Raw genomic sequence first — 24,955 nt, forward strand, 5'->3', positions numbered from 1 at the left:
CGGTCCCATCCCGAACCCGGAAGTTAAGCCCTTCAGCGCCGATGGTACTGCATGGGAGACTGTGTGGGAGAGTAGGACACCGCCGGACTCATATTGGTCGAGGGTCGCCCCGATTTTTGGGGCGGCCCTCGACGCATGTCGTGGGGCCGCAAAGTAGGCTGCAAGAGTCCACGGAACCACCCTTCAAGAACAGTGACGGACACGTGATGAGCGCGGAAGAGGACGGCCGTAGCGGCGACAACCGTGAGCGGCGGGGCGATGACGGAAGGCGGACCACGCCTCCCCGTCGTGGGGGCGGCGCTCGTGGCGGCCCGGGTGGCTCCGGTGGCCGTCAAGGCGGTGGTCCTCGTGGAGGAGCGCCTCGCGCCGGCGGGCAGCAGGGTGGCCGTGGCCGTCCCGGTGGCGGGAAGGACAAGGACCGGGACGCGCGTGGTAAGCGCGATGACCGGAAACCCGGCCGTCCGTTCAAGCGCTCCGATGACCGGCGAACAGACTCCCGTGAGGGACGTTCTGACGATCGTCGGGAAGGTCGTCCCAGCGGGCCGCGTGGAGAGCGCCGGGAAGGTCGCTTCAATGCGCCTCGCGGCGGTCAGAGCGGCGAGCGCCGGGAGGGACGGTCGGAAGGTCGTTCCGGTGGGCCGCGTGGTGAGCGGCCGCAAGGTCGCTTCAATGCGCCCCGTGGTGGTCAGAGCGGCGAGCGCCGGGAGGGGCGGCCGGAGGGTCGTCGGGAAAGCGGTCCGGGTGGTTCGCGTGGTGAGCGGCCGCAGGGTCGTTTCGGTGCGCCTCGTGGTGGTCAGGGCGGTGAGCGCCGGGAGGGACGGCCGGAGGGTCGTTCCGGTGGGCCGCGTGGTGAGCGGCCGCAGGGTCGTTTCGGTGCGCCTCGTGGCGGTCAGGGTGGCGAGCGCCGTGAGGGGCGTTACCCGGGAGCACGTGGTTCTCGCCCCGGCGAGGGAGGTGGCCCGCGTCGTGAGGGGCGACCGAACGGCCGCCAGACCGGTAGCGGCCAGGGGGAGCGCCGTTTCCAGGACCGCGACGACCGTGGCAGACGGGACGACCGCGGCAAACGGGATGAGCGACGGCCCGGTGGACGCCCGTTCGAAGGCAAGCGTGAAGGGCGCCCAGGAGATCGTGACCGGGCCTTCAAGGGACGCGGCGGGCCGAGGCGCCCGCAGGACGGTAGTGGACGCCCTACCGGGCCGCGCCGCGACCGCCCGGACCGGCGAACACACTCGGACGAGCGCGAGCGTCCCGCGCCGGTGTACGACGACCCGATCCTGCCGGACGACGTCACCGGCGAGGAGCTGGACGAGGAGGCACGGGCCGAACTGCGCACGCTGCCGAAGGAGTTGGCCGCGAAGGTCGCCCGGCATCTTGTGATGGCGGGTCGGCTGGCCGAGGAGGAGCCCGAGCGGGCCTACAAGCACGCGCGCGCCGCGCGTCGGCTCGCGTCGCGGGTCGGAGTCGTGCGGGAGGCGGCCGGGATCGCGGCCTACCACGCGGGCGAATGGTCGGAGGCGCTCGCGGAGCTGCGGGCCGCGCGTCGGCTCAGCGCCGGCGACGAGTCCTACCTGCCGGTGATGGCCGACTGCGAACGTGGTCTCGGACGTCCCGAACGCGCACTGGACCTGATCAAGTCGCCTGAGGCGAAGAGCCTCGACCCGATGGGCCGAGTCGAGCTGCGCATCGTCGAGTCCGGTGTACGCCGCGACCTTGGGCAGCTTGACGCGGCAGTTGTGACCTTGCAGATCCCCGAGCTTCGCGACAGGCGGCTCAGGCCGTGGTCGACGAGGCTGTTCTACGCCTACGCGGATGCGTTGGTGGAGGCCGGGCGGGAGGACGAGGCGTCCGACTGGTTCGCGCGTGCCGCGGCGGCCGACCGGGACGGCGACACCGACGCCGCCGAACGGTACGCCGAGCTCGAAGGCCTGCACATCGTCGACACCGAGGACCACGAAACCGAGGGCGACGAAACCGAAGGCGTCGTCGCCGAAGGTGTGGCTTCCGAGGTCACGGCTCCGGAGGACCTCGTTTCCCAGGAGGCCGCGCCTGAGGTCGCCACTGCCGATGGGGGCGAGTCCGAGGGGGGCGTTGCGGAGAGCGCCGTTCCTGAGGGTGCCGAATCCGATGACGCCGTTCGGGTGGATGCGGGGGCTGAGGGCGTCGACGCCGAGGACGGCGGGTCCGCAGGGGGCGTGGCCGGCGCCGAGGAGGTGTCGGCGACCGACATCGAGTTCAAGGCCGCCGGGCCCGAGGAGCCGGAGGCGCCCGGGGACGGGGCGCCGGACGTTTCCGTGGTGTTCCTGGAGCCGGAGCGGGCCGAGGAGGAGCAGCCGCCGTCCTCGGAATGACGTGTCCTACTTGACTGGCGGGTAGGTTTCGCCAGATATTCACGGGACCGTGCCGTTCGGGGGGCCGCCGGAGATGTCCGGTGGTGATCGACTCCTGGAGTGATCATGCCCCTGAACCGACGTATGTTCCTGCGTGCCGCCGCCGTCGCGGGTGGTACGACCGCCTTCTCGGGTGCCCTGTGGCAGCAGGCCTTCGCCTCGGGGCCGGCGCAGCCCGGCCCCAGCCCGTACGGTCCGCTTCAGGCCGTGGACGGCAACGGGCTCCAGCTCCCGGAGGGATTCTCGAGCCGGATCGTGGCGCGGTCCCTTCAGCGTGTGGAGGGGACGAGGCACACCTGGCATCCGGCGCCCGACGGCGGCGCGTGCTTCACCGACGGGGACGGCTGGATCTACGTCAGCAACTCGGAGGTCCCGATCGTCGGTGGGGTGTCCGCCGTGCGGTTCGACGCGTCCGGCAAGGTCACGTCCGCCTACCGGACCCTGAACGGCACCTCGCTCAACTGCGCCGGCGGTGCGACGCCGTGGAACACGTGGCTGTCGTGCGAGGAGCACGACTTCGGGCTCGTGTGGGAGACGGACCCGCGCGGCGAGGACTCGGCGGTGGCCCGTCCCGCGATGGGGCGGTTCAAGCACGAGGCCGCGGCGTCCGACCCCGAACGGAAGGTCGTCTACCTCACCGAGGACCAGTCCGACGGGTGCTTCTACCGGTTCCTGCCGCGGACGTGGGGCGACCTGTCGTCCGGGACGCTCGAAGTGCTGGTCGGCTCCGGAACGGGCCCCGTCCGGTGGGCGAAGGTGCCCAACCCCGAGTACTGGCTCACCGCGACGCGTGAGCAGGTGGCGGAGGCCATGCATTTCGACGGTGGCGAAGGCTGCTACTACACGAACGGCGTCTGCTACTTCACCACCAAGGGCGACGGCCGTGTGTGGGCGTACGACGCGGCCGCCGAGCGGCTGGACATCGCCTACGACGACGACCTCGTCACGAACGGCGAGGCGCCCCTGCACAACGTCGACAACCTGACCGGTACGTCGTCCGGTGACCTGTACGTCGCCGAGGACGGCGACAACATGGAGATCAACCTCATCACCCCCGACGGGATCGTGACTCCGTTCCTGCGCGTCGTCGGGCACGACGAGTCGGAGATCACCGGCCCGGCGTTCAGCCCGGACGGGTCGCGCCTGTACTTCTCGTCCCAGCGCGGCAAGAGCGGGTTCATCGCCGGGACGGACGGCTGCACGTTCGAGGTGACCGGCCCCTTCCGCCACTGAGACCCGCAGGCGGCCCGGAACCGGTCAGGCGTGCCTGCCCAGGGAGTGCATGATCCCGGCGACGTTGCTCTCGGCGCTGTTGAGGACCTCGTACTTGGCGGCCAGATCGGGGTCGACGTCGTCGCCCGTGATGGCGTAGCGGTCCTTGGTGCGGTCGACGACCGCCGCCACGGCGTGGTCGAGGTCGAGGCCCTGGTCCTTGGCGTCGCGGACGGCGTCCACCCAGATCCGCAGTTCCTCGGCCGACCGCTCCAGCGTGTCGTCGACCTCGGTCACGGGGCCGTAGTGCGCGAACAGCAGCCGCTGCGGGCCGAGCGACCGGAACCTGCCGAGCGAGGCCAGCGCGGTGTCGAGGTCGAAGTCCGGCGGCGGCGTCGCGGGCTTCACGTCGGCGGTCTCGGGGATGTAGATCCCGGCGGCGTCGCCGACGTAGAGGTCGCCGGTCTGGGAGTCCATCAGCCCGACATGGTGTTTGGCGTGGCCGGGGGAGTAGTGCGACTCCAGCCGCCGCCCGCCGCCCAGGTCGATGATGCCGGTGTCCTCGACGGCCCGGATCCGTGCCGCGTCCGTCGGTTTCAGTTCGCCGAACAAGGTGTCGAGGCTGTCGCCGTACACCATGCGGGCGCTGCGCATGAGCCGCGACGGGTCCGCCAGGTGCCGTGCGCCCTTCTCATGGACGACGACCTCCGCCTGCGGGTACATCCGGGCGATGTCGCCGACGCCGCCCGCGTGGTCCAGGTGGATGTGCGTGACGACCACGCTCGCCAGGTCGCCGGGCCCGATGCCCAGTTCCCGCAGGGCCCCCTGCACGACGGGTGCGGAGCCGGACGTGCCCGGCTCCACCAGGCAGGGCCGGTCGGACATGATCAGGTAGCCGGCGGTGATGCCGCTGTATCCGGCCATCCGCGTGTCGATCTCGTAGACGTCCCCGCCGAGCGGCGTGATCGTGGTCGTGGTGTCCATGCCCCGATCATCGTCCCCGGCGGCCCCCGGGGGCCACCCGTCCCGTCATCGGCCGTGGTCGAGGACGCGCAGGACGAGGCCGGTGCGGGGTTTGGGGCCGAACGAGGTCGACTTGCGGGGAACCCGCTCGCCCTCGCCCGCGACGGCCAGGACGTCCTCGGCCTTGAGGGGGTTCAGGATGACGGCGGTGCCGCCGGTGCGCCGGGCGCGGGCGATGGCGGCGGACGGGTCGTCGTGCACGACCTCGATGGCGTCCTCGTTCTCGGGGACGTTCCACACGCTCCCGATGAGGAGATGGTCGAGGACGGCGGTGTCGAGCCCCTGCCAGCGCGGCGAATGCTCGGACGGCATGGAGCGGGCCAGCGCACCGGAATCGGGGTCGGTGAGGAGGTGCAGCGACTCGTCCCCACCGAGGAGGAACGCGGGGCCGGGCACTTCGGCGAGCGCTTCGACCGCGTCCGCCTCGTCCCGGAAGTCGGTGACGCGGAAGACCTTACGGGCCTGTTCGACGGCGTCGTCCGGACGGAGGCCCGGCAGGACACGGTGAATCGCGCCCAGATGGGGCGGATAGCGCGTGGAGTCCACCAGCAGCGCCAGCCCGGCGTCCCATGGCCCGGGGCCGTCGCCGGCGGCGTGGTGGCGTGCCTGAAGGGCGCGGTAGGTGGCGTAGCGGTGGTGGCCGTCCGCGATGAGCGCCTGCTTGCCATGGATGTCGGCGGACACGCGAGCGTGCAGCGCCGGGTCGGTGATGCGCCACAGCCGGTGGGTGAGCCCGTCGTCCGCACGGAACTCCATCAGGGGCCTCCCTGCGGCCGTGTCGTCGACGATCCGCGCCGCGTCGCCGCCGCCCGGGTCGCCGGCGCGTTCGCCGTCCCCGCCGCCCTCGTAGACGAGGAAGATCGGCTCCAGGTTGGCGTTCGCGGCCGTCATCAGCGCGAGCCGGTCGCGGACCGGCCCGGGGAAGACGTTCTCGTGCGGCAGCACGACCCCGTCGGACTCCGCGCGCAGCCCCACGGCACCGATCAGGCCGCGTTGCAGGACCGTCCCGTCCCGGGACGCCTCGTAGACGTACAGGGCGGGATCGGGGTCGGTCGTGAGGGCGCCCTCGTCCAGCCAGCGGCGCAGCCGGTCACCCGCGGCGTCGTAGCCCTCCCCGGCCGCGCGCGGCAGGTTGAGCCGGACGATGTTGTGCCCGCCGCCCGCCAGCAGCCGCAGGGCCGCCGCCTCGTCGATCAGGTCGTACGGGGGCATGGTGACGGAGGCGAGGTCGCCGGCGACCTCGGGGACGAACCGGACGCCGCGGAAGGGGGTCAGCTCCAGGCCGCGGCCCGTCCGCGGCTCCGCCGTCCCGAAGATCCCGGCGCTGAACTCCTCCGGGGTGAGGCCGGAGGGGAGGTCGGAGGGGAGGTCGTCGTCCACCCTGGGCATGCTAATCACCTGGCGGGCGTACCTGGTCGGGGCGGGCCGTCCTGGTGCCGCGGATCGTCCGGTCGACGCGGGTACGGTCGGATTGCGAGGGAGGTCCACATGAGTCATCAAGGACCTGGGCGGCCGGAGGATTCCCCGGGAGATCAGGCCGCCTCGCCGGAGGGCGGGGTCTACGAGTGGTACACGCGGGGCCTGGAGCTGCTCCGGGCGGGCAGCTCCGCCGCCGCGGTGCAGCTGCTGGCCAGGGCCGCCGAGGCCGAGCCGGGGTCGCACAGCATCCGTGAGGCGCTCGCCCGCGCGCTTTTCGGGGCGCGGCGGTTCGGTGCCGCGGCCGAGAGCTTCCAGTCGATCATCGAGGAGGAGCCCGCCGAGGACTACGCGCGGTTCGGTCTCGGGCTGTGCCTGAGCCGGATGGGCGACTTCGAGGGCGCGGCCCGGCATCTGGCGCTCGCCGCCGCCATGCGCCCCGAGAACGAGGACTACGCGAAGGCGCTGCGGCACGCCAGGGCCACGCTCGCGTCCCGCGGCTGACCCGCGCCGCCCCGCACCACGTTTTACCGGCCGGTAACAATCCCCGTACGATCATGGTCATGAGGAGCCCGATGAAAGGCAGCGACCGTCCCCTGAGCGAGGCGTACGACGTCGCCCTGCTGGATCTCGACGGGGTCGTCTACGTCGGCAGCAGACCCGTCCCCGCGGCGGCGGAGTCGCTCGCCAAGGCCCGCGCGGCGGGGCAGCGGCTGGCGTTCGTGACCAACAACGCCTCCCGGACACCGTCGGCGGTCGCGGCGCTGCTCACCGACGTGGGCGTCCCGGCGGACGAGGAGGACGTGGTCACCTCGGCGCAGGCCGCGGCGCGGCTGCTCGCCGAACGGCTCCCCGCCGGGTCGGAGGTCCTCGTCGTGGGCGGCATGGGCCTGCGGCACGCCCTGTACGCGCACGGGCTCCGCCCGGTGTCCACCGCGGCCGGACGGCCCGCCGCCGTCGCGCAGGGCTACTACCCGGAGATCGGATACGGGCTGCTGTCCGAGGGCGCGCAGGCCGTCAGCATGGGTGCCCTGTTCGTCGGCTCCAACGGGGACCTCACCATCCCCGGCGGCGACGGGCCCCCGCACCCGGGCAACGGGTCCCTGCTCCGCGTGATCAGCTCCGCCACCGGCGTCGAGCCGATCGTCACCGGCAAGCCCGAGCGGCCGCTGCACCAGGAGTCGGTCCGGCGCACCGGCGCCCGCCGCCCCCTCGTGGTCGGCGACCGCCTCGACACCGACATCGAGGGCGCCAACAACGGGGACGCCGACAGCCTCCTCGTGTTCACCGGCGTCACCGGCCCCCTGGAGGCCCTCACCGCCCCGCCCGGCCGGCGTCCCACCTACCTGGCGCCCGACTTGACCGGCCTGCTCGTCCCGCACCCGGAGCCCGTCCGCGCGGACGGCGGCCACCGCTGCGGCGGATGGACGGCCCGCCGCGACGGCGGCGCGTTCACGCTCACCGGATCCGGAGACCCCTACGACGGCCTGCGCGCCCTCGCGTCCGCCGCCTGGGAGACCGGCACGCCGCCGCCCGCGGAATCCCTGACGGGCGCCGTGGAGTCCCTCTCCCTCTGACCCCCCCGGAGGGACATCGGCAGTTCGCCCGACGATCATCGTGCGAACGCCGGGACGTCGCGCCGCTGCCCGAACGTGTCCCCCGGACCGCATCGGCGGTTCCGCTGGACACGGAAGGAAGTGAGCCATGAGCGGCTGGCGCCGTACGGCAGTGGTGACGGGCCTCATCGGGGTCCTCGTGGGGACGGCTGGGCCCGCACTGGCCGGTGAGCACCGGCACGGCCCCGACCGGCGGGGAGGCAAGCACGCGTTCGACCTGCAGGCGCACCGCGGCGGCCTCGGGCTGGTGGTGGAGAGCACGTTGCCCGCGTTCGCCAACGCCCTCCGGGTCGGGGTGAGCACGCTGGAGCTGGACGTGCAGATCACCGAGGACGGGCAGGCGGTCGTCACGCACGACCGCAGGGTCAGCCAGGCCAAGTGCCGGGACACCGGCCCCGTCCGCCCGGACGACCCGGAGTACCCGTACGTCGGGAAGTACGTCAACACGCTCACCCTTGAGCAGGTGCGGACCCTGGACTGCGGTTCCCTGACCCTCCCCGCCCACCCCGGGCAGAAGGCCGCGCCCGGCGAGCGGATGCCGCTGCTGAGCGAGGTCTTCGGCCTCGTCCGCAAGTACCGGGCGTTCGGGGTGACGATGAACATCGAGACCAAGGTCGAGGCCGGGGCACCCAGGGAGACCGCGCCGCGCGAGCAGTTCGTCCAGGTCACGGTCCGTGAGATCCGGCGGGCGCGGATGCTGCGGCAGGTGACGATCCAGAGCTTCGACTGGGGCGCGCTGATGCGCATGCGGCAGGTCGAGCGCCGGCTTCCCCTCGTCGCGCTGACCAACTACGACTTCCTGCAGACGGGGCAGCCGGGCAGGTCGCCCTGGCTGGGCGGCATCGACATCGACGACTTCGGCGGTGACCCGCTCACGGCCGTCAAGTCGTTCGGCGCGTCGGCGTTCTCCCCGGTGCACGGGTTCCCGCAGAACGGCAAGGTCACCGATCCCGGTTACCGCCCGTACGTGACGAAGGCGATGGTGGACCGGGCGCACCGGCTCGGCCTGAAGGTCGTCCCCTGGACGGTGGACGACGAGCCGACCATGAACAAGCTCATCGACGACGGCGTGGACGGAATCATCACCGACCGCCCCGACCGGCTCCGGGCCGTCATGGCCGAGCGCGGCCTCAGGCTGCCCAGGGCCTACCGGGAGCGCTGATCAGAGAAGCCTGCGCAGGCGGAGCAGGTCGAAGATGCTCGCCTCGATCTTGAGGCGGCCCGCGGCCCACGCCTTGGCCGGGTTCAGCTCATCGTGGGCCATCGCGACGAGGTCGTCGCTGTCCATGGTGAGCCGGACCTGGGCCGCGCCCGGGTCGTCGTCCGGCTCGAACGGGTCGAGGCCGCCCCCGTGGAGACGGGTGCGGTAGGCCACCCCGAGATCCGGGATCAGGCAGCTGATCGTCCGCTCGACCACGTGCTCGGCGAACCGGTCGCCGTCCACGTCCTCCAGGCGCGCCGCGACACGGCCGAGCGCCGCCCGGCAGTCCTCCTCGTTCGCCATGGTCAGGCCGTTCCCCGTTCCTGCGACAACGATGTCGTTCAGGGACGGTAGCGTTCAGGATGAGCCGGAGGCGACTCGTCGCGGGCGCTCAGGGCCTACTGGGAGGTAAACGTGATGTCCGACGAGGCCGCGCAGGTGCCGGAGTCCCCGGCCGCGCAGGTGGTTCCGGCCCCGGACGAGCCGGAGATCCCCGCCGTCCCGCCACCCGACCCCACCGGCGACCCGCGCGTGGACGCCGCCGTGGCCCGCCTGGCCGAGCTGGGCGCGCGGCCCGTCTCCGAGCACGTGGAGATCTACGAGGACGTCCACCAGCGGCTCCAGGAGCTCCTCGCCTCCGCCGACCAGGACGGCCAGGAAGGCCAGAACGGCCAGGACGGCCAGGACGAGCGGCCCGGGCAGCCCCGCCCCGCCTTTCCCGACGCCCTCCGCCCCCGCCCGTGAGCACCAGGCGGCGTCTGGACGCGGAGCTCGTGCGGCGGGGGCTGGCCCGGTCGCGCGAGCACGCCGGGCAGCTCATCGGCGACCAGCGGGTGCGGGTCGGCGGGCAGACCGCGGCGAAGCCGGCGACGCAGGTGGAGACCGGTGCCGCGATCGTCGTGGCGGAGGCCGCCCGCGGCCCCGAGTACGTCTCGCGCGGCGGCCACAAGCTCGCCGGCGCCCTGGAGGCGTTCGGCGGCCTGGAGGTCGAGGGCCGCGTGTGCCTGGACGCGGGCGCCTCGACCGGCGGGTTCACCGACGTGCTGCTGCGGGCGGGCGCCGCGCACGTGTACGCGGTGGACGTCGGGTACGGGCAGATCGCGTGGTCATTGCGGACGGACGAACGGGTCACCGTCATGGAGCGGGTGAACATCCGCGAACTGGAGCCCGGGATGCTCGGCGGCACGCCTCCCGGCCTGGTCGTCGGCGATCTGTCGTTCATCTCCCTCAAGCTCGTCCTCGCGCCGGTGCAGGCGTGCGCGGCACCGGGCGCCGACTACGCGGTCATGGTGAAGCCGCAGTTCGAGGTCGGAAAGGACAGGGTCGGCGCGGGCGGTGTGGTGCGCGACCCCGAGCTGCGCGCCGAGGCGGTCCGGGGCGTGGCCGGGCACGCGGCGACGCTGGGCCTCGGCGTCCGGGGCGTGGCGGCCAGCCCGCTGCCGGGCCCGTCGGGGAACGTGGAATATTTCTTGTGGCTGCGTGCAGGTGCCCCGCCGTTGGACGAGGCCGACCTGGCCACGGCCATATCGGAGGGCCCGCAGTGATCGGCGCCGCTTCACGGGCCCGTACAGAAGGCGTCCGAACCGGGAACGTCCCCCACGGGGATGTTCGTCCAGACGTCTGTACGCGGTAGCGCGTCGGGGAGTGGGGCGAGAGCATGAGCAAAAGGTCGGTGCTGGTCGTGGCGCACACGGGGCGTCCCGAGGCGGTCCGCAGCGCCCAGCTGGTCATCGAGCGGCTCAGCGAGGCCGGGATCTGCGTGCGGGTCCTGGACGACGAGGCCGCGGCGATCGGCGCCTCGGGCGTCGACGTCATGCCCAGCACGGCGGCGGCGGCCGACGGCGCCGAGGTCGTCATGGTCCTCGGCGGGGACGGGACGCTGCTGCGCGCCGCCGACCTGACCCGCACGTCCGGCACGGCGCTGCTCGGCGTGAACCTCGGCCATGTCGGGTTCCTCGCCGAGGCCGAGCGGGAGGACCTCGCCGCCACCGTCGACCGCGTCGTGACCCGCCGCTACGACGTCGAGGAGCGCATGACGATCGACGTCACCGCGCGCCGCAACGGCACGGTCATGGGCACGACGTGGGCGCTGAACGAGGCGAGCATCGAGAAGGGCGAGCGGGAGCGGATGCTGGAGGTCGTCGCCGAGATCGACGGCCGGCCGCTGTCGAACTGGGGCTGCGACGGCGTGGTGTGCGCCACACCGACCGGATCCACCGCGTACGCGTTCTCGGCCGGCGGGCCGGTGGTGTGGCCGGAGGTCGAGGCGATGCTGGTCGTGCCGATCAGCGCGCATTCGCTGTTCGCGCGGCCGCTGGTGGTGTCGCCGCGCTCGTCGGTGGCGGTGGAGGTGCTGCCCGGCACGCCCCGCGCCGTCCTGTGGTGCGACGGCCGCCGCACCCTCGACCTGCCCCCGGGCGCGCGGGTGGAGGTCAGGCGCGGCGCCGAGCCGGTGAGGCTGGCGCGGCTGCACCTCACCCCGTTCACCGACCGGCTGGTCACGAAGTTCGGGCTTCCCGTGACGGGCTGGCGGGGCCGGGTCCGCCAGCCCGCGCGCCCGTCCCCTCCGCTGCAGGATTCGCAGGTCGGGGACGCCCCGGCGGCGGGCGGCATCGTCGGCCATCCGGGGCCGGGCGTGCTCCGCCGCGGCGGTCCCGCGGCGCCGGACGGGGAAGCGCCCGGCGAGGAGAGGGGATAATCTCCACAGGCGCTGATCCGGGATCTGTTTGCGGAGGGTTGTGACGCTGGTGCGCCCGATGGTCGATGAGGTGCGGATTCAGGGCCTCGGAGTGATCGACGAGGCCGTGCTCGATCTGTCCCCGGGGTTCAACGTCGTGACCGGTGAGACCGGGGCGGGCAAGACGATGGTGGTCACGAGCCTCGGGCTGCTGTTCGGCGGCCGCGCCGACCCGCAGCGGGTCCGGCCCGGCGCCGACCGCGCCACCGTGGAGGGGCGCATCGTCGTCGATCCGGGCGGCCGCGTCGTGGAACGCGTCGAGGAGTCCGGAGGCGAACTGGACGACGGCGCGCTGATCGTCACCCGGTCGGTGTCGGCGGAGGGCCGCTCCCGCGCGTTCCTCGGCGGGCGGTCCGTCCCGGTGAACGTGCTGATCAACCTCGCGGACGATCTCGTCGCCGTGCACGGGCAGTCCGACCAGCAGCGGCTGCTGCAGTCGGCGCGCCAGCGCGGCGCCCTCGACCGCTACGCGGGCGGCGCGCTGACCAAGCCGATGCGCGCCTACACCAAGGCGTACCAGCGGCACCGGCAGGTCACCGCGCTGCTGGAGGAGCTGACGACGCGGGCGCGCGAGCGGTCCCAGGAGGCGGACGTGCTCCGCTTCGGCCTGGAGGAGATCGAGAAGGTCGACCCGAAGGACGGCGAGGACACCGACCTCGCCGCCGAGGAGGAGCGGCTCGGGCACGCCGACGCGCTGCGCGGCGCCGCCGACACCGCCCACGAGGCGCTGCTCGGCGACGCGGCGGCCGCGTTCGAGGCCGCGAACGTGACGAACCTGCTCGGCCAGGCACGCAACGCGCTGGACGCCGTCCGCGAGCACGACCCGGAGCTGGCGGCGCTCGCCGACCGGCTCGCCGAGGCCGGCTACCTGGTCGCCGACGTCGGCACCGACCTCGCGTCCTACGCCGAGTCGGTGGACGCCGACCCGGCGCGGCTCGCGGTCGTCCAGGAGCGGCGGGCCGAGCTGACCGGGCTGATCCGCAAGTACGGCGGCCCGGACGCGACGGTCGCGGAGGTCCTGGAGTGGGCGCGGCGGTCCGCGGCGCGGCTGACGGAACTGGAGGGCGACGACGACCGCATCGAGGGGCTGCGGGCCGAGCACGCGGAGCTGACCGAGCGGCTCGCCGCGGAGGCGGGGGAGCTGACCGAGGTCCGCACCCGCGCCGCCGAGCGGTTCTCCGGCGCCGTCACCGAGGAGCTGACCGCGCTGGCGATGCCGCACGCCCGCGTCATCGTCACCGTCGCGCCGACCGGGGACTACGGCCCCCACGGCCTCGACGAGGTGGAGGTGCGGCTCGCGCCGCATCCGGGCGCCAACCCGCTGCCGCTGCACAAGGGCGCCTCGGGCGGTGAGCTGTCCCGGGTGATGCTGGCGATCGAGGTCGTGTTCGCCGGTGCCGACCCGGTGCCGACGTTCGTGTTCGACGAGGTCGACGCGGGCGTCGGAGGCAAGGCGGCGGTGGAGATCGGGCGGCGGCTCGCGCGGCTGGCCCGCAACGCCCAGGTGATCGTCGTCACGCACCTGCCGCAGGTCGCGGCGTTCGCCGACCAGCATCTCCTGGTGGAGAAGTCCGACGACGGCACCGTCACCAGCAGCGGCGTCACCGCACTGGACAGGGAGGGGCGGGTACGGGAGCTGTCGCGGATGCTCGCCGGCCTGGAGGACTCCGAGCTCGGCCGCGCCCACGCCGAAGAACTCCTCGCCATGGCGTCCGAAGAACGGTGACAGCCCGCCACCGCGCGAAAAGCTACAGAGGGTACACGAACGGACACGCCTGGACAGTCGTCCTTTCCGGCGATCGCCTCCGCGCTCTGGCAGGATGGTCGGTGATGAACGACCCGTCACCCACCACCGAGCGGCGCGTCCGGCTGGCACAGAAACTGCCGCTGCGCGTGCTCGCGCTCGGCCGCGGCCGCGACGACGGCCGGCCCGGGGTCAGCGCCACGGTCCGGCTCGACCGCCGCACCAAGGACCTGACCAAGCGCCTGCAACCCGGCGAGGTCGCGGTGATCGACCATGTCGATCTCGACCGCGTCAGCGCCGAGGCGCTGGTGGCGTGCCAGGTCGGCGCCGTCGTCAACGTCGCGCCCAGCATCTCGGGCCGGTACCCGAACCTCGGCCCGCAGATCCTGCTGCAGGCCGGCATCCCGCTGGTCGACGACATCGGGCCGGAGATCTTCGCCAAGCTGCAGGAGGGCGACCAGGTCCGCGTCGAGGGCCCCGCCGTGCACCGCGGCGACGACGTCGTCGCCAAGGGCACCGAGCAGACCGCCGAGTCCGTGGAGACGGCGCTCACCGAGGCGAAGGCGGGCCTCGCGAGCCAGCTGGAGGCGTTCGTCGCCAACACGATGGAGTACGTCAAGCGCGAGCGCGACCTGCTCATCGACGGCGTCGGCGTCCCCGAGGTCACCACGAAGCTCAATGGGCGGCACGCGCTGATCGTCGTCCGCGGCTACCACTACCGCGAGGACATCGCGACGCTGCGGCCCTACATCCGCGAGTACCGTCCCGTCCTGATCGGGGTGGACGGCGGCGCCGACGCGCTGCTGGAGGCCGGCTACCGCCCCGACATGATCGTCGGGGACATGGACTCGGTGTCCGACGACGCGCTGACGTGCGGCGCCGAGATCGTCGTGCACGCCTACCGGGACGGCCGCGCGCCCGGCCTGCAGCGGGTGCACGACCTCGGCCAGGAGGCGGTGACGTTCCCCGCCACCGCCACCAGCGAGGACATCGCGATGCTGCTCGCCGACGAGAAGGGCGCCACGCTCATCGTCGCGGTCGGCACGCACGCCAACATGGTGGAGTTCCTCGACAAGGGCCGCGCCGGCATGGCCTCCACGTTCCTCACGCGGCTCCGGGTGGGCAGCAAGCTCGTGGACGCCAAGGGCGTCAGCCGGCTCTACCGCAGCCGGATCTCCACCTGGTCGCTGCTGTTCCTCGTCCTCGGCGCGTTCATCGCCATCGTCACCGCCGTCGCCATGTCCCCGGCGGGGGACGTCATCAGTCCCCTGCTCGCCGACCGCTGGCACGCCTTCGTCTTCTGGCTGACCGGACTCTTCACGTGATCGATTTCCGATACCACCTCGTCTCCATCGTCGCGATCTTCCTGGCGCTGGCGCTCGGCATCGTGCTGGGCTCCACGACGCTGTCGGACTCGGTGAGCGACACCCTGCGGCAGCAGGCGAACCAGGCCGCCAAGACCGCCCAGCAGGCCCGCAACCAGCAGCGGCAGCTGCAGCAGCAGGTGAACGGGCAGGAGCAGTTCGCCAACGTGCTGGCGCCGCAGATCGTCGTGAACCGGCTGAAGGACCAGTCCGTCGTGATGATCGAGACGCCGGGCGCGGGCAACGACAGCATTGAGCAGGTCAGCGAGCTGGCCAAGAACGCGGGCGCCGCCGTCACCGGCCGCGTCACGATCCAGAAGAAGCTCCTGGACGACGACCAGCGGATCACCGTCGACGAACTCGCCACGCAACTGAAGGCCGACGACGTCACGTTCCCCGAGAACGCGGGCGCCTACGAGAAGGCGGGCGCGGTCCTCGCGGACGCCCTGGTCACCCAGGACCCCACCCAGTCCGGCCGTGAGGACGCCGCCAGCGGCGCCGTCCTGAACGGCTTCAAGGAGGCCGGGTACATCACCGCGAGCGGCAAGCCGGGGCAGCACGCGACGCTCGCCGTGATGATCGGGCCCGCCACCCCGTACGCCTACGACGGCGGCGGTGACGACAACAAGGCGCTGATCTCGCTGGCCACCGCACTCGACGCCGCCGGGCGCGGTACGGTCGTCGGTGGCCCCTCCACCTCCGCGCAGGAGGGCGGGCTGATCGCGGCGCTGCGCGACTCCGACGCCGAGGAGTCGGTCTCCACCGTCGACGTGGTGGACACCGCCTCGGGGCAGGTCGTGACGATCCTGGCGCTGCAGAACGAGATGGGCGGCAAGTCCGGGCAGTACGGGACGGGTGCCGGTGTGAGCGGCTACCTGCCCTCGCCCGCGCCCACGGCGGGGAAGAACGGGTGACCTGATGAAGCGACGCTTCGCCTCCGGCTCGGCGCGGACCGCACGGCTGCTGGCCGGTGCGGGCCTGGGCGCCGCCGCCGCACGCGCCGCCTACACGGCGATGACGCGCAACCCCCCCGGCCTCAACGGGCTGCCGGGCGAGGAGGTGTGGGGCCGCACCAACCACCGCGGCGAGCCGGTGACGCTGCTGGAGGGGCCCGCGGTCGTCGCGGGCGCCGCCGCGGCCGGGCTGCTGGCGCCCGGCGTGGAAGGCCGGATGCGCGCAGCCGCGCTACTCGCGGGCGCCGGGTCCGGGCTGCTGGGCGGCTACGACGACCTGGCGGGCTCCGCCTCGTCCCGCGGTTTCAAGGGCCACCTGACCGCGCTGGCCCGCGGCGAGGTCACCAGCGGCGCCGTGAAGATCCTCGGCATCGGCGCGACCGGGCTGGCCGCCGCCGCCGTCGCCGGGTCGCCCGCCCCGTCCCGGACGGGCCGCGCGTTCGACGCCCTCGTCAACGGCGCGATCATCGCCGGGTCCGCGAACCTGATGAACCTGTTCGACCTGCGTCCGGGCCGCGCCATCAAGGTCGGCGTGATCACCGGTGCGCCGCTGGCGCTGGCGCGGCCGTCGTCCGCCGTCGTGGCCGCGCCGCTCGGCGCCGCCGCCGCGCTGCTGCCCGAGGACCTCGCCGAACGCGCGATGCTCGGCGACACCGGCTCCAACGCGCTCGGCGCGCTGCTCGGCCTGGCCGCCACCCGGCTCGGCCGCCGCCCGCGCCTGGCCGTGCTGGCCGGGCTGGCCGGGCTGAACGCCGCCAGCGAGTTCGTCAGCTTCACCAAGGTCATCGCGGGCAACCCGGTGCTGAACCGGCTCGACATGCTCGGCCGCCGCCCGGTGGCCGCGACCGTGCCCGCACCCGCGTCCCCCGGCGCGGCGGAGAAGCCCGACGTGCGGGACGCGTTCCGCCCGTCCGTCCCGCCGCAGCCGGGGTCGGCGGGCGACGGCGTCACCGCCGGTCCCGCGTAGGCCGGCCGGACACCCCCCGCAGAACCACACGAGCGTGCCACCGTCACATCTTCGCCGCCTCACCGGCGGCCTCGCCGGCGCCGCCGTCGTCATCGCGGTCATCACCGTCCTGGCGCGGCTGGCCGGGTTCGGGCGCACCTACGCCTTCTCCCAGACGGTCACGACGTCGTGTCTCAGCCAGGCGTACTTCACATCGACGCAGTTCCCGTTCATCGTCTACGAGATCGTCGCGGGCGGCGCCCTGACCGCCATGGTCGTGCCGGTGCTGGCCGGGGCCGCCGAGCGCGGTGACCGCGAGGAGGTCCGCCGGATCGGGTCGGCGCTGCTGACCTGGATCGTGGTCCTGATGGTGCCGCTGTCGGCGCTGATGGCGCTGGGCTCCCGCCCGGTCATGGAGCTGCTGGTCGGCGGCGACCTGAAGGGCTGCACCCGCGACGGGATCGTGGACGTCGGTTCCTCGATGCTCACCGTGATGTCGGCGCAGATGGTGATGTACGGGGTGGCGGTCGTCCTGTACGGGCTGCTGCAGTCGCACCGCCGGTTCGTCGCGCCGGCGCTGGCCCCGCTGATGTCCAGCCTGGTGGTGATCGGCGCCTACATCGCGTACGCGCCGCTCGGCCGCGGCCACGAGAACGACCTGGCGGGCCTGCCGCTGGACGCGGAGCTGACGCTGTCGGTGGGGACGACGCTCGGCGGTGTCGCGATGGCGGCGACCGCCGGGATCGCGGCGTGGCGGCTGAGGCTCCGGCTGCGGCCGACGCTGCGTTTCCCGGACGGGGTGGCGCGGCGGGTGCGGCGGCTCGCGCTCGCCGGGCTCGCCACGGTCGCCGCGCAGCAGCTGTCGGCGCTGCTGGTGGTGCGGCTCAGCTACGAGGGCACGGGCGGCGCGCTCGCCAACTACCAGTACGCGTGGGCGATCTACCTGCTGCCGTGGGCGATCCTGGTGGTGCCGATCGCGACCAGCGCGTTCCCGGCGCTGTCGGCGCGGATCAGCGCGGGGGAGCAGGAGCGGTTCGACCAGGTCACCGCGTCCACCACCCGCGCGGTCGTGCTGGTGTCGTGCGCGGGGGCCGCCGTGCTGGCCGCGGTCGCCGCGCCCGTCGCGGCGATGTTCAACCCGGGGCTTCCCGACCAGCAGGACGTGCTGTCCCGCGCGGTGCTCGCGTTCGCGCCCGGGCTGATCGGATACGGGCTCGTCGCGCATCTCGGGCGCGTCCTGTTCGCCTGCCACCGGGGCCGGATGGGCGCCGCGGCGGTCGTGGCGGGCTGGCTGGTCGTGATGGCCGCCGACGTCGCGCTGGTGCTGACGGTCGACCCGGCGTGGGTGGTCGCGGCGCTCGGCGTCGGCAACGCGACCGGGATGACCGTCGCCGGCGCGCTGCTGCTGGGGACGCTCGTCCGCGCCAGGGGCGCCGCGTCCGTGGCCGGGATACCGCGCGCCCTGGCCGCCGGGCTGGCGGGCGCCGCCGCGGGCGCCGCCGCCGGGTACGCGACGGCCGCGCTGCTCGGAACGGGCGGGGAACTGCGCAGCGTCGGCGCCGGAGTGCTCGCGGCGCTGGTCGCCGGCGCGGTTTTCCTGTTCATCGCATTCGTGATCGACGGCCGGGATCTGCGGGCCGTCCTCAGCCGGAAGGTCACCCGCAATGTCTGAGAACCCGGCAATGCCGGAGAGGAAGGATCCCCGCTCCGTCTGGGGGCGGGCTCCCAGCCCCCCCGAACGCTCCGCGCTTGTTCTCGACGGGCTGCGCGTCGCGCTGGTCCTCGGCACCAGCGCAGGCGGCGTCGGGCGGCATGTCGGGTCGGTCGCCGCCGGCCTGGCCGGACGCGGCGCCCAGGTGCTGGTGTGCGGGCCCGCGTCCACCGAGGAGCTGTTCGGGTTCACCGGCGGCGGCGTGCGTTTCGCCGAGGTCGATCTCGCCGACCGGCCCCGCCCGGTGAGCGACGCCAAGGCCGTCGCCCGGCTCCGCTCGCTGCTGCGCGGCGCCGACGTCGTCCACGCCCACGGGCTGCGCGCCGGTGCCCTCGCCGTCGCGGCGTGCGCGCGGGTCGCGCCGGGGCCGCTGCGGTTCTCGCGGGGCGGGCCGCCGCTGGTCGTCACCCTGCACAACGCCGTCATCGCCGGCGGGCGGACGGCCGCCGTCTACGGGACGCTGGAACGCGTCGTGGCGCGCGGCGCCGCCCGCGTCCTCGGCGTCTCACCCGACCTGGAGGAGCGGATGCGGGCCCTCGGCGCCCGGTCGGTGGGGCACGCGATCGTCCCGGCGCCCGCGCCGCAGGCCCTGCCGGGCCCGGCCGTCCGCGCCGACCTGCGCGCCGAGCTGGGCGCAGGGGAGCGGCCGCTGATCATCACGGTGGGGCGGCTCGCCGAGCAGAAGGGCCTGCCGACACTGCTGGACGCGGCGCGGGACTGGGCCGGCCGGACGCCGCCGCCCCTCGTCGCGATCGTCGGTGACGGCCCGCTCGAGGACGGGCTGCGCGCCCGCGTCGAGGCCGAGGAACTGCCCGTCCGGCTGCTGGGACGCCGCTCGGACGTCGCCGGGCTGCTGGCCGCCTGCGACGTGGCGGTCGTGCCGAGCGTGTGGGAGGGGCAGCCGCTGATCGTGCAGGAGATCCTGCGGGCGGGCCGGCCGCTCATCGCCACCCGCGTCGGAGGCATCCCCGGCATGGTCGGCGCGGAGGAACGGCCGGCGGACGGCGGCGCGGCGGGCCCGCTGCTGCACGGCCCCGAGAGCGAGGCCGCGCTGCTGGTGCCCCCGGGCGACGCGGGCGCCCTGGAACGCGCGGTGAGCCGCGTCCTCGACGATCCGGCCCTGGCCGCGCGGCTCGGGTCGGCCGCCGCGCAGCGATCGGCCCTGCTGCCGGACGAGGACGACGCCGTCGACCAGCTCGCCGGCCTGTACCGCGAACTGGCGGGCACCCGCCGCTGAGCCGGAAGGCGCGGGTGACGGCGCCTTGGACGCGGTTTCCGGCGGTCAGGTTCGAGAAAGGGCTGGAAAAAGTTCGCGCGGAGGGAACCGCCCTGATGGGGCCCGCGTTGAAGGAGGCAGTGGAGGGGAGTATCCCCGCGCACGGTTCCCGTCAATACGGCCGGTCCATACCTGCCCGGGTTCCGCGGCCCTCGCTCGTCCGGGGCGGGAGAGACCTCCAGCGCTCGTTCGTGTCCGCTGGAGGTGTTCACGTTGTCCGTCTCACCCTTGGTGTGGGCCCTGACCATCGCAGGGATCCTCGCCGTCATCGCCGCCGACCTGTTCCTGATCCACAGGAACGACACGCGGGAGTTCACCACCCGCAGGGCCGCGTTCTGGTCGTCGGTCTACATCGGCCTCGCCGTGCTGTTCGGCATCGGCGTGTGGATCTTCTCCGGCGCGCGGTACGCGGGCGAGTACTTCGGCGGCTTCGTCACCGAGAAGAGCCTCAGCGTCGACAACCTCTTCGTGTTCATGGTGATCCTGACCCGGTTCGCCGTGCCGAGGCAGGCCCAGCACACGGTGCTGATGGCGGGCATCGTCATCGCGCTGGTGCTGCGCGGCATCTTCATCGCGGTCGGCGCCGCCGCCATCTCGACGTTCACGTGGGTCTTCTTCATCTTCGGCGCGTTCCTCATCTGGACGGCGATCGGGCTGGTCCGCGGCGGCGACGAGGAGGAGGAGTTCAAGGAGAACGTCCTGCTGCGGTGGGCCAAGCGGGTCATTCCGACGTCCGACGCGTACGAAGGGAACCGGTTCGTCGTCCGGCGGCACGGCCGGCGCCTGGTCACCCCGCTGGCCATCGTCATGATCGCCATCGGGTCCACCGACGTGCTGTTCGCGCTGGACTCCATTCCCGCGATCTTCGGGCTGACGACCGAGCCGTACCTGGTGTTCACCGCCAACGCGTTCGCGCTGATGGGCCTGGTCCAGCTGTTCTTCCTGCTCGGCGGGCTCACCGACCGGCTCGTCTACCTCGCGCACGGGCTGGCGTTCATCCTCGGCTTCATCGGGGCCAAGCTGATCTTCCACGCGATGCACGAGTACGGTGTCGCGTGGGCGCCCGAGATCCCGATCTGGCTGTCCCTGGCGGTGATCGCGGGGACGCTGTTCGCGACCACCGTCGCCAGCCTGGCCGCCGGCCGCAGGGCCGTCGGCAGGGCGGCGTCCCGCGAGATGCCCGCGGACGGGCAGGTGTCTGACGCGGACGCCGCGCAGACGCGCAAAGGTTGAGTCCGCGAGCACTGGACCACAGCACCGAATCCTGTTCTAGAATCGTTGTCAAAAGCGGCTGAGAGAGGGTTCACGCATGGCCATCGGGCTGACCGAGGAGCACGAGGCGCTCGCCGATTCGGTGCGCGGCTTCGCCGAGCGCAACATTCCGGTGACGGCCGTCCGGGCCGCGCTGGAGGCGGACGAGGAGACCAGGCCCGGGTTCTGGCCGGCCCTGGCCGAGCAGGGCCTGCTCGGCCTGCATCTGGACGAGGAGCACGGCGGCCAGGGCTACGGCCTCCTGGAACTGTCGGTCGTGCTGGAGGAGCTGGGCCGCGCCGCCGCGCCCGGCCCGTTCCTGCCGACCGTGCTCGCCAGCGCCGTCGTCAACGCGTCCAGCAACGCCAAGGTGCGCGCGGAGCTGCTGCCCGCCCTCGCCGACGGGTCCAGGACGGCCGCCGTCGCCCTCGACGGGGAGCTGACCGGCAGCCGCGACGGCGACTCGTTCGTGGTGTCGGGGACGTCCGCGACGGTCCTCGGCGGCGCGCTCGCCGACGTGATCGTCCTGCCGGTCGCGGACGGCGACGGCGAGCAGTGGATCGCGGTCGACGCCGCCGATGTCACCGTCACGCCGGTCGTGAGCCTCGACAAGGTCCGCCGCGTCGCGTCCGTCGAGGTGTCCGGCGTCGCCGTCGCCGCCGACCGGGTGCTGGACGGCCTCACCACCGGCCGCGTCCGGGACCTCGCCGCGGCGCTGTTCGGCGCCGAGTCGGCGGGCCTCGCCGGCTGGCTCGTGACGACCGCGGCCGAGTACGCCAAGGTCCGCGAGCAGTTCGGCCGCCCGATCGGGCAGTTCCAGGGCGTCAAGCACAAGGCCGCGCGCAGCCTCATCGCGCTGGAGCAGGCCCGCGCCGCCGCCTGGGACGCCGCCCGCGCCTTGGACGAGGGCACCGAGGAAGCCGGGTTCGCCACCGCGGTCTCGGCCGTCATCGCGCTCGACGCGGGCGTGCAGACCGCCCGCGACGCCATCCAGATCCTCGGCGGCATCGGCTTCACCTGGGAGCACGACGCGCACGTCTACCTGCGCCGCGCCCTGACGCTGCGGTCGCTGCTCGGCCCGTCCAAGGACTGGGCCGCCAAGGTCGCGGCGCTCGCGCTGGACGGCGGCCGCCGCGAGGTCGTCCTGGAACTCGACGAGGATGCCCAGCCGCTCCGCGAGCGCATCCGCGCCGAGGTCGCCGGGCTGGCCGCCATCGAGGACAAGGAGGCGCTGCACGCCAAGCTGGGCGACGAGGGCTGGAGCGTCCCGCACTTCCCGAAGCCGTGGGGACGCGAGGCCGGGCCGGTCGAGCAGATCCTCATCCAGCAGGAGCTGAAGGCCGCCCAGGTCAAGGCCCCGAACCTGGGGATCGGCGCCTGGCTGGTGCCGTCCCTCGTCCGGTACGGCACCGACGAGCAGAAGGAGAAGTTCCTCCGCCCGACGCTGCGCGGGCAGATCGTGTGGTGCCAGCTGTTCTCCGAGCCCGGCGCCGGCTCCGACCTGGCGTCGCTGTCGATGAAGGCCGAGCGGGTCGAGGGCGGCTGGAGGCTCACCGGCCAGAAGATCTGGACGTCGCTCGCGCACTACGCCCAGTGGGGCTTCTGCATCGCCCGCACCGACCCGGACGCGGCCAAGCACGACGGCATCACCTACTTCCTGGTCGACATGAAGTCCGAGGGCGTCGACGTCCGGCCCCTCAAGGAGCTGACCGGCGAGGCCATCTTCAACGAGGTGTTCCTCGACGGCGTGTTCGTCCCCGACGACCGCGTGGTCGGCGAGGTGAACAAGGGCTGGCAGGTCGCGCGGAACACGCTGTCCAACGAGCGGGTGTCGCTGTCGACCGGCGGCGGCCTCGGCATGGGCGTCCCCGAGCTGCTGAAGTTCTTCAAGCGGCGGACGCTGGACCCGGTCGCCGCCGCCGAGGTCGGCAAGCTCGTCGCCCAGGGCCAGTCCATCGACCTGCTCGGCCTGCGCACCACGCTCAAGCAGCTGAACGGTGTGGAGCCCGGCGCGGAGGCCAGCGTCCGCAAGCTCCTCGGCGTCCAGTTCAACCAGGACGTCGCCGACTACTGCTGGTCCGCGCAGGGCACGGCCGCCGTCACCGAGGTGCCGCTGACCGAGAGCGGCATCGTGGCGCGCGCCATGCTGTTCAGCCGCGCGATGACGATCTACGGCGGCACCACCGAGGTGCAGCTCAACATCATCGGCGAGCGCCTCCTCGGCCTCCCCCGCGACCCCGAACCGGGCAAGTGACCAGAGAACGCCATGAACCTCGCTCCGCGGGTCCCAGGGGTCGCCCCCTGGGCTAACGAGGACGGCGGGTGTAGGTGACGTTCACTAGGACGATCGCGGCGAGGGCCGTGACCAGGCCCGGGAGGCCCGCGTGGACGACCGCGATCGCGCTCAGCGGGATCGCGGCCAGCAGCGACAGCACCGCCATGGCGAGGCTGTGATCGCGGCCGCCGCGCCCCGGCTCCGGTACCGGGCCGAACCGGGGCCGGGGCGACGCGGTGGTGCGGGCGTCGAGGGCCTCCTGGATGCGGTCGACGACCGTCTCGATGAAGGCTTCGTCGTAGTCGGGCCCCAGCTCGCGCCGGGCCGCCATCGCCGCCGTGAGGTCGTCGCGGGGAAGTCGTGGGGTCGTCATGGTTCGGTTATAGGCAACGGCGCGCCGCGGCCGCCTCACCCACCGGCGCCAACCGCGGCCTACCCCGCAGGTCTCACCGCAGGTCTGGGCGGGGACGAGAACGGAACCGCCGGTAAACTGCCGCTTCGCCCCAGATCGCCCCGGAGGTCCTCGTGAGAGTCGCCGCCCTCGCCGCCTGCACGGCCGCCGCCGCGCTCGCCCTCACCGGCTGCGGCGGCGAGGGGGAGGCCGCAGGCACGGCCTCGTCCGCCCCGCCCACCACGCTCGCGCCGATCCCGGTGGTGAAGCCCTCCGACATGAAACCGCTCGTCGGGCGCTGGGTCGGCACCGCCGGGGACTACTTCCAGTTCGCGGCGGACGGCAGGGGCGTGTGGGTGAAGCAGAAGCAGAAGCTCTGGAGCGGGACGGCCATCCCCGAGGGCGGCGGCAAGTACCGCTTCTCCTGGAAGGGCGGCGACCCGAAGACCGCGTCCTACTGGGGCGTCGCCCTGAGCGAGGACCAGAGATCGATCGTGTTCGCCGGCACCAACCAGACGTACAAGAAGGCGGCCGCGCAGAAGCGCGGCGCACAGAGGGGCAGGGGATGACCGACATCGTGGACGGGGCGTTCGCGTCCCCCGCCGACGTGGACCGCAGGCTGGCGCGGGTCCGCTACCTCGCCGACGAGTCGATCGCCACGACGGTGTATCTCGCGCAGGCGCTCGGCAAGCCGCTGCTCGTCGAGGGCCCCGCGGGGGTCGGCAAGACCGAGCTGGCCAAGGCCGTCGCCGCCGCGACGGACGCCGAGCTGATCCGGCTGCAGTGCTACGAAGGGCTGGACGAGGCCCGCGCGCTGTACGAGTTCAACTACAAGAAGCAGCTCCTGGCGATCCAGGCCGCCCCGTCCGACCGGGCCTGGCAGGAGACCCACGACGACATCTTCTCCGAGGAGTTCCTGCTGGAGCGGCCGCTGCTGGCGGCGATCCGCCGCACCGGCCCGACCGTCCTGCTGATCGACGAGGCCGACAAGGCCGACGTCGAGGTGGAGGGCATGCTGCTGGAGGTCCTGTCGGACTTCCAGGTCACGATCCCCGAGCTGGGGACGGTCGACGCCGTCCGCCGCCCGTTCGTGGTGATCACCTCGAACGCGGCGCGGGAGCTGTCGGAGGCGCTCAAGCGCCGCTGCCTCTACCTCCACCTGGACTATCCGGCGCCGGAACGGGAACGCGACATCGTCCTCGCGCAGGTGCCGGGGATCGAGGCGGAGCTGGCCGAGCAGCTCGTCCGCACGGTCGGCACGCTGCGCGACCTGGAGATCAAGAAGGCCCCGTCGATCGCCGAGACCGTCGACTGGGCGCGCACCCTGCTCGCCCTCGGCCTGGACGAGCTGGACGAGGCCGCCGTCGCCCGCACCCTCGGCGTCGTCCTCAAGCACGTCACCGACCAGGAGCGCGCGGTCAAGGAACTGGGGCTGCGGGGCTGACCCCGGGA

General features: G+C 73.3%; 21 protein-coding genes, 1 rRNA gene and 1 pseudogene. 19 read left to right on the forward strand and 4 right to left on the reverse strand.

Features of this window, described 5'->3' with window-relative positions; genetic code table 11:
- The 3 genes from rrf to ACGFIS_RS26845 all read left to right on the forward strand — a co-directional run.
- A 5S ribosomal RNA gene (gene rrf, locus ACGFIS_RS26835) occupies positions 1 to 88 on the forward strand; the annotation flags it as partial.
- A gap of 1,168 nt (positions 89 to 1,256) precedes the next feature.
- Complete coding sequence (locus tag ACGFIS_RS26840) at positions 1,257 to 2,348, forward strand: hypothetical protein (protein ID WP_392972995.1); 1,092 nt, start codon at positions 1,257 to 1,259, stop codon at positions 2,346 to 2,348.
- A 105-nt stretch (positions 2,349 to 2,453) separates the two neighbouring features.
- A complete protein-coding gene (locus ACGFIS_RS26845; protein WP_392905099.1) occupies positions 2,454 to 3,620 on the forward strand; it encodes an alkaline phosphatase PhoX in 1,167 nt (388 codons plus the stop codon).
- Between the two features lie 24 nt (positions 3,621 to 3,644).
- Here the strand turns inward: ACGFIS_RS26845 and ACGFIS_RS26850 are convergent, their stop codons facing one another.
- On the reverse strand, positions 3,645 to 4,583 hold the full coding sequence (locus tag ACGFIS_RS26850) for an MBL fold metallo-hydrolase (protein ID WP_392972997.1): 939 nt from the start codon (positions 4,581 to 4,583) through the stop codon (positions 3,645 to 3,647).
- A 45-nt stretch (positions 4,584 to 4,628) separates the two neighbouring features.
- Positions 4,629 to 6,011: a DUF1015 family protein gene (locus tag ACGFIS_RS26855; RefSeq protein ID WP_392905095.1), complete on the reverse strand. Its 1,383-nt coding sequence runs from the start codon at positions 6,009 to 6,011 to the stop codon at positions 4,629 to 4,631.
- A gap of 99 nt (positions 6,012 to 6,110) precedes the next feature.
- Here ACGFIS_RS26855 and ACGFIS_RS26860 point away from each other — a divergent pair, with 99 nt between their 5' ends.
- The 3 genes from ACGFIS_RS26860 to ACGFIS_RS26870 all read left to right on the forward strand — a co-directional run bounded on the left by ACGFIS_RS26860 (position 6,111) and on the right by ACGFIS_RS26870 (position 8,816).
- The gene (locus tag ACGFIS_RS26860; RefSeq protein ID WP_392905093.1) at positions 6,111 to 6,542 is read left to right on the forward strand and encodes a tetratricopeptide repeat protein; all 432 of its coding nucleotides are present in this window, start codon (positions 6,111 to 6,113) and stop codon (positions 6,540 to 6,542) included.
- Positions 6,543 to 6,613: 71 nt separating this feature from the next.
- Positions 6,614 to 7,615: an HAD-IIA family hydrolase gene (locus ACGFIS_RS26865; protein WP_392905157.1), complete on the forward strand. Its 1,002-nt coding sequence runs from the start codon at positions 6,614 to 6,616 to the stop codon at positions 7,613 to 7,615.
- Between the two features lie 127 nt (positions 7,616 to 7,742).
- On the forward strand, positions 7,743 to 8,816 hold the full coding sequence (locus tag ACGFIS_RS26870; RefSeq protein WP_392972999.1) for a glycerophosphodiester phosphodiesterase family protein: 1,074 nt from the start codon (positions 7,743 to 7,745) through the stop codon (positions 8,814 to 8,816).
- On the opposite strand, the gene ACGFIS_RS26875 is transcribed toward ACGFIS_RS26870, so the two are convergent.
- A complete protein-coding gene (locus ACGFIS_RS26875; RefSeq protein WP_392905088.1) occupies positions 8,817 to 9,158 on the reverse strand; it encodes an SCP2 sterol-binding domain-containing protein in 342 nt (113 codons plus the stop codon). It lies immediately after the preceding gene.
- A gap of 111 nt (positions 9,159 to 9,269) precedes the next feature.
- Here ACGFIS_RS26875 and ACGFIS_RS26880 point away from each other — a divergent pair, with 111 nt between their 5' ends.
- The 11 genes and pseudogenes from ACGFIS_RS26880 to ACGFIS_RS26930 all read left to right on the forward strand — a co-directional run bounded on the left by ACGFIS_RS26880 (position 9,270) and on the right by ACGFIS_RS26930 (position 23,091).
- Entirely contained in the window at positions 9,270 to 9,599 is a 330-nt protein-coding gene (locus ACGFIS_RS26880) for a hypothetical protein (RefSeq protein ID WP_392905085.1), read from the forward strand.
- Positions 9,596 to 10,399, forward strand: coding sequence for a TlyA family RNA methyltransferase (locus tag ACGFIS_RS26885; RefSeq protein ID WP_392905083.1), 804 nt, complete (start codon positions 9,596 to 9,598; stop codon positions 10,397 to 10,399). The genes ACGFIS_RS26880 and ACGFIS_RS26885 overlap by 4 nt, the downstream gene beginning before the upstream one ends.
- Positions 10,400 to 10,512: 113 nt before the next feature.
- Positions 10,513 to 11,400 (forward strand): annotated as a pseudogene (locus ACGFIS_RS26890) (NAD kinase); the annotation flags it as partial.
- A 211-nt stretch (positions 11,401 to 11,611) separates the two neighbouring features.
- On the forward strand, positions 11,612 to 13,318 hold the full coding sequence (gene recN, locus ACGFIS_RS26895) for a DNA repair protein RecN (RefSeq protein WP_392905155.1): 1,707 nt from the start codon (positions 11,612 to 11,614) through the stop codon (positions 13,316 to 13,318).
- 104 nt (positions 13,319 to 13,422) lie between these two features.
- Entirely contained in the window at positions 13,423 to 14,661 is a 1,239-nt protein-coding gene (gene steA / locus ACGFIS_RS26900) for a putative cytokinetic ring protein SteA (protein ID WP_392905080.1), read from the forward strand.
- The gene (locus ACGFIS_RS26905; protein ID WP_392905078.1) at positions 14,658 to 15,614 is read left to right on the forward strand and encodes a copper transporter; all 957 of its coding nucleotides are present in this window, start codon (positions 14,658 to 14,660) and stop codon (positions 15,612 to 15,614) included. Before steA ends, ACGFIS_RS26905 begins: the two co-directional genes overlap by 4 nt.
- Before the next feature lie 4 nt (positions 15,615 to 15,618).
- Positions 15,619 to 16,620 (forward strand): hypothetical protein, encoded by a 1,002-nt coding sequence (locus tag ACGFIS_RS26910; RefSeq protein ID WP_392973001.1) that lies wholly within the window; start codon positions 15,619 to 15,621, stop codon positions 16,618 to 16,620.
- A gap of 34 nt (positions 16,621 to 16,654) precedes the next feature.
- Entirely contained in the window at positions 16,655 to 18,271 is a 1,617-nt protein-coding gene (gene murJ, locus ACGFIS_RS26915; RefSeq protein WP_392905074.1) for a murein biosynthesis integral membrane protein MurJ, read from the forward strand.
- A 91-nt stretch (positions 18,272 to 18,362) separates the two neighbouring features.
- Positions 18,363 to 19,547 (forward strand): glycosyltransferase family 4 protein, encoded by a 1,185-nt coding sequence (locus ACGFIS_RS26920; protein ID WP_392973109.1) that lies wholly within the window; start codon positions 18,363 to 18,365, stop codon positions 19,545 to 19,547.
- A gap of 252 nt (positions 19,548 to 19,799) precedes the next feature.
- Positions 19,800 to 20,819, forward strand: coding sequence for a TerC family protein (locus ACGFIS_RS26925; RefSeq protein ID WP_392905072.1), 1,020 nt, complete (start codon positions 19,800 to 19,802; stop codon positions 20,817 to 20,819).
- A 76-nt stretch (positions 20,820 to 20,895) separates the two neighbouring features.
- Positions 20,896 to 23,091 (forward strand): acyl-CoA dehydrogenase, encoded by a 2,196-nt coding sequence (locus ACGFIS_RS26930; RefSeq protein WP_392905070.1) that lies wholly within the window; start codon positions 20,896 to 20,898, stop codon positions 23,089 to 23,091.
- Positions 23,092 to 23,143: 52 nt separating this feature from the next.
- Here ACGFIS_RS26930 and ACGFIS_RS26935 read toward each other — a convergent pair whose 3' ends face one another.
- Complete coding sequence (locus ACGFIS_RS26935) at positions 23,144 to 23,485, reverse strand: hypothetical protein (RefSeq protein ID WP_392905067.1); 342 nt, start codon at positions 23,483 to 23,485, stop codon at positions 23,144 to 23,146.
- A 152-nt stretch (positions 23,486 to 23,637) separates the two neighbouring features.
- Here ACGFIS_RS26935 and ACGFIS_RS26940 point away from each other — a divergent pair, with 152 nt between their 5' ends.
- Both ACGFIS_RS26940 and ACGFIS_RS26945 read left to right on the forward strand, forming a co-directional pair.
- Positions 23,638 to 24,072 carry a hypothetical protein gene (locus ACGFIS_RS26940; protein ID WP_392905065.1) on the forward strand — a complete coding sequence of 145 codons (435 nt, stop codon included), beginning with the start codon at positions 23,638 to 23,640 and terminating at the stop codon, positions 24,070 to 24,072.
- Positions 24,073 to 24,077: 5 nt separating this feature from the next.
- On the forward strand, positions 24,078 to 24,947 hold the full coding sequence (locus ACGFIS_RS26945; protein WP_392905151.1) for an AAA family ATPase: 870 nt from the start codon (positions 24,078 to 24,080) through the stop codon (positions 24,945 to 24,947).
- Positions 24,948 to 24,955 lie beyond the last annotated feature (8 nt).

This window comes from Spirillospora sp. NPDC048824, assembly GCF_043198455.1.
GTDB lineage: Bacteria > Actinomycetota > Actinomycetes > Streptosporangiales > Streptosporangiaceae > Spirillospora.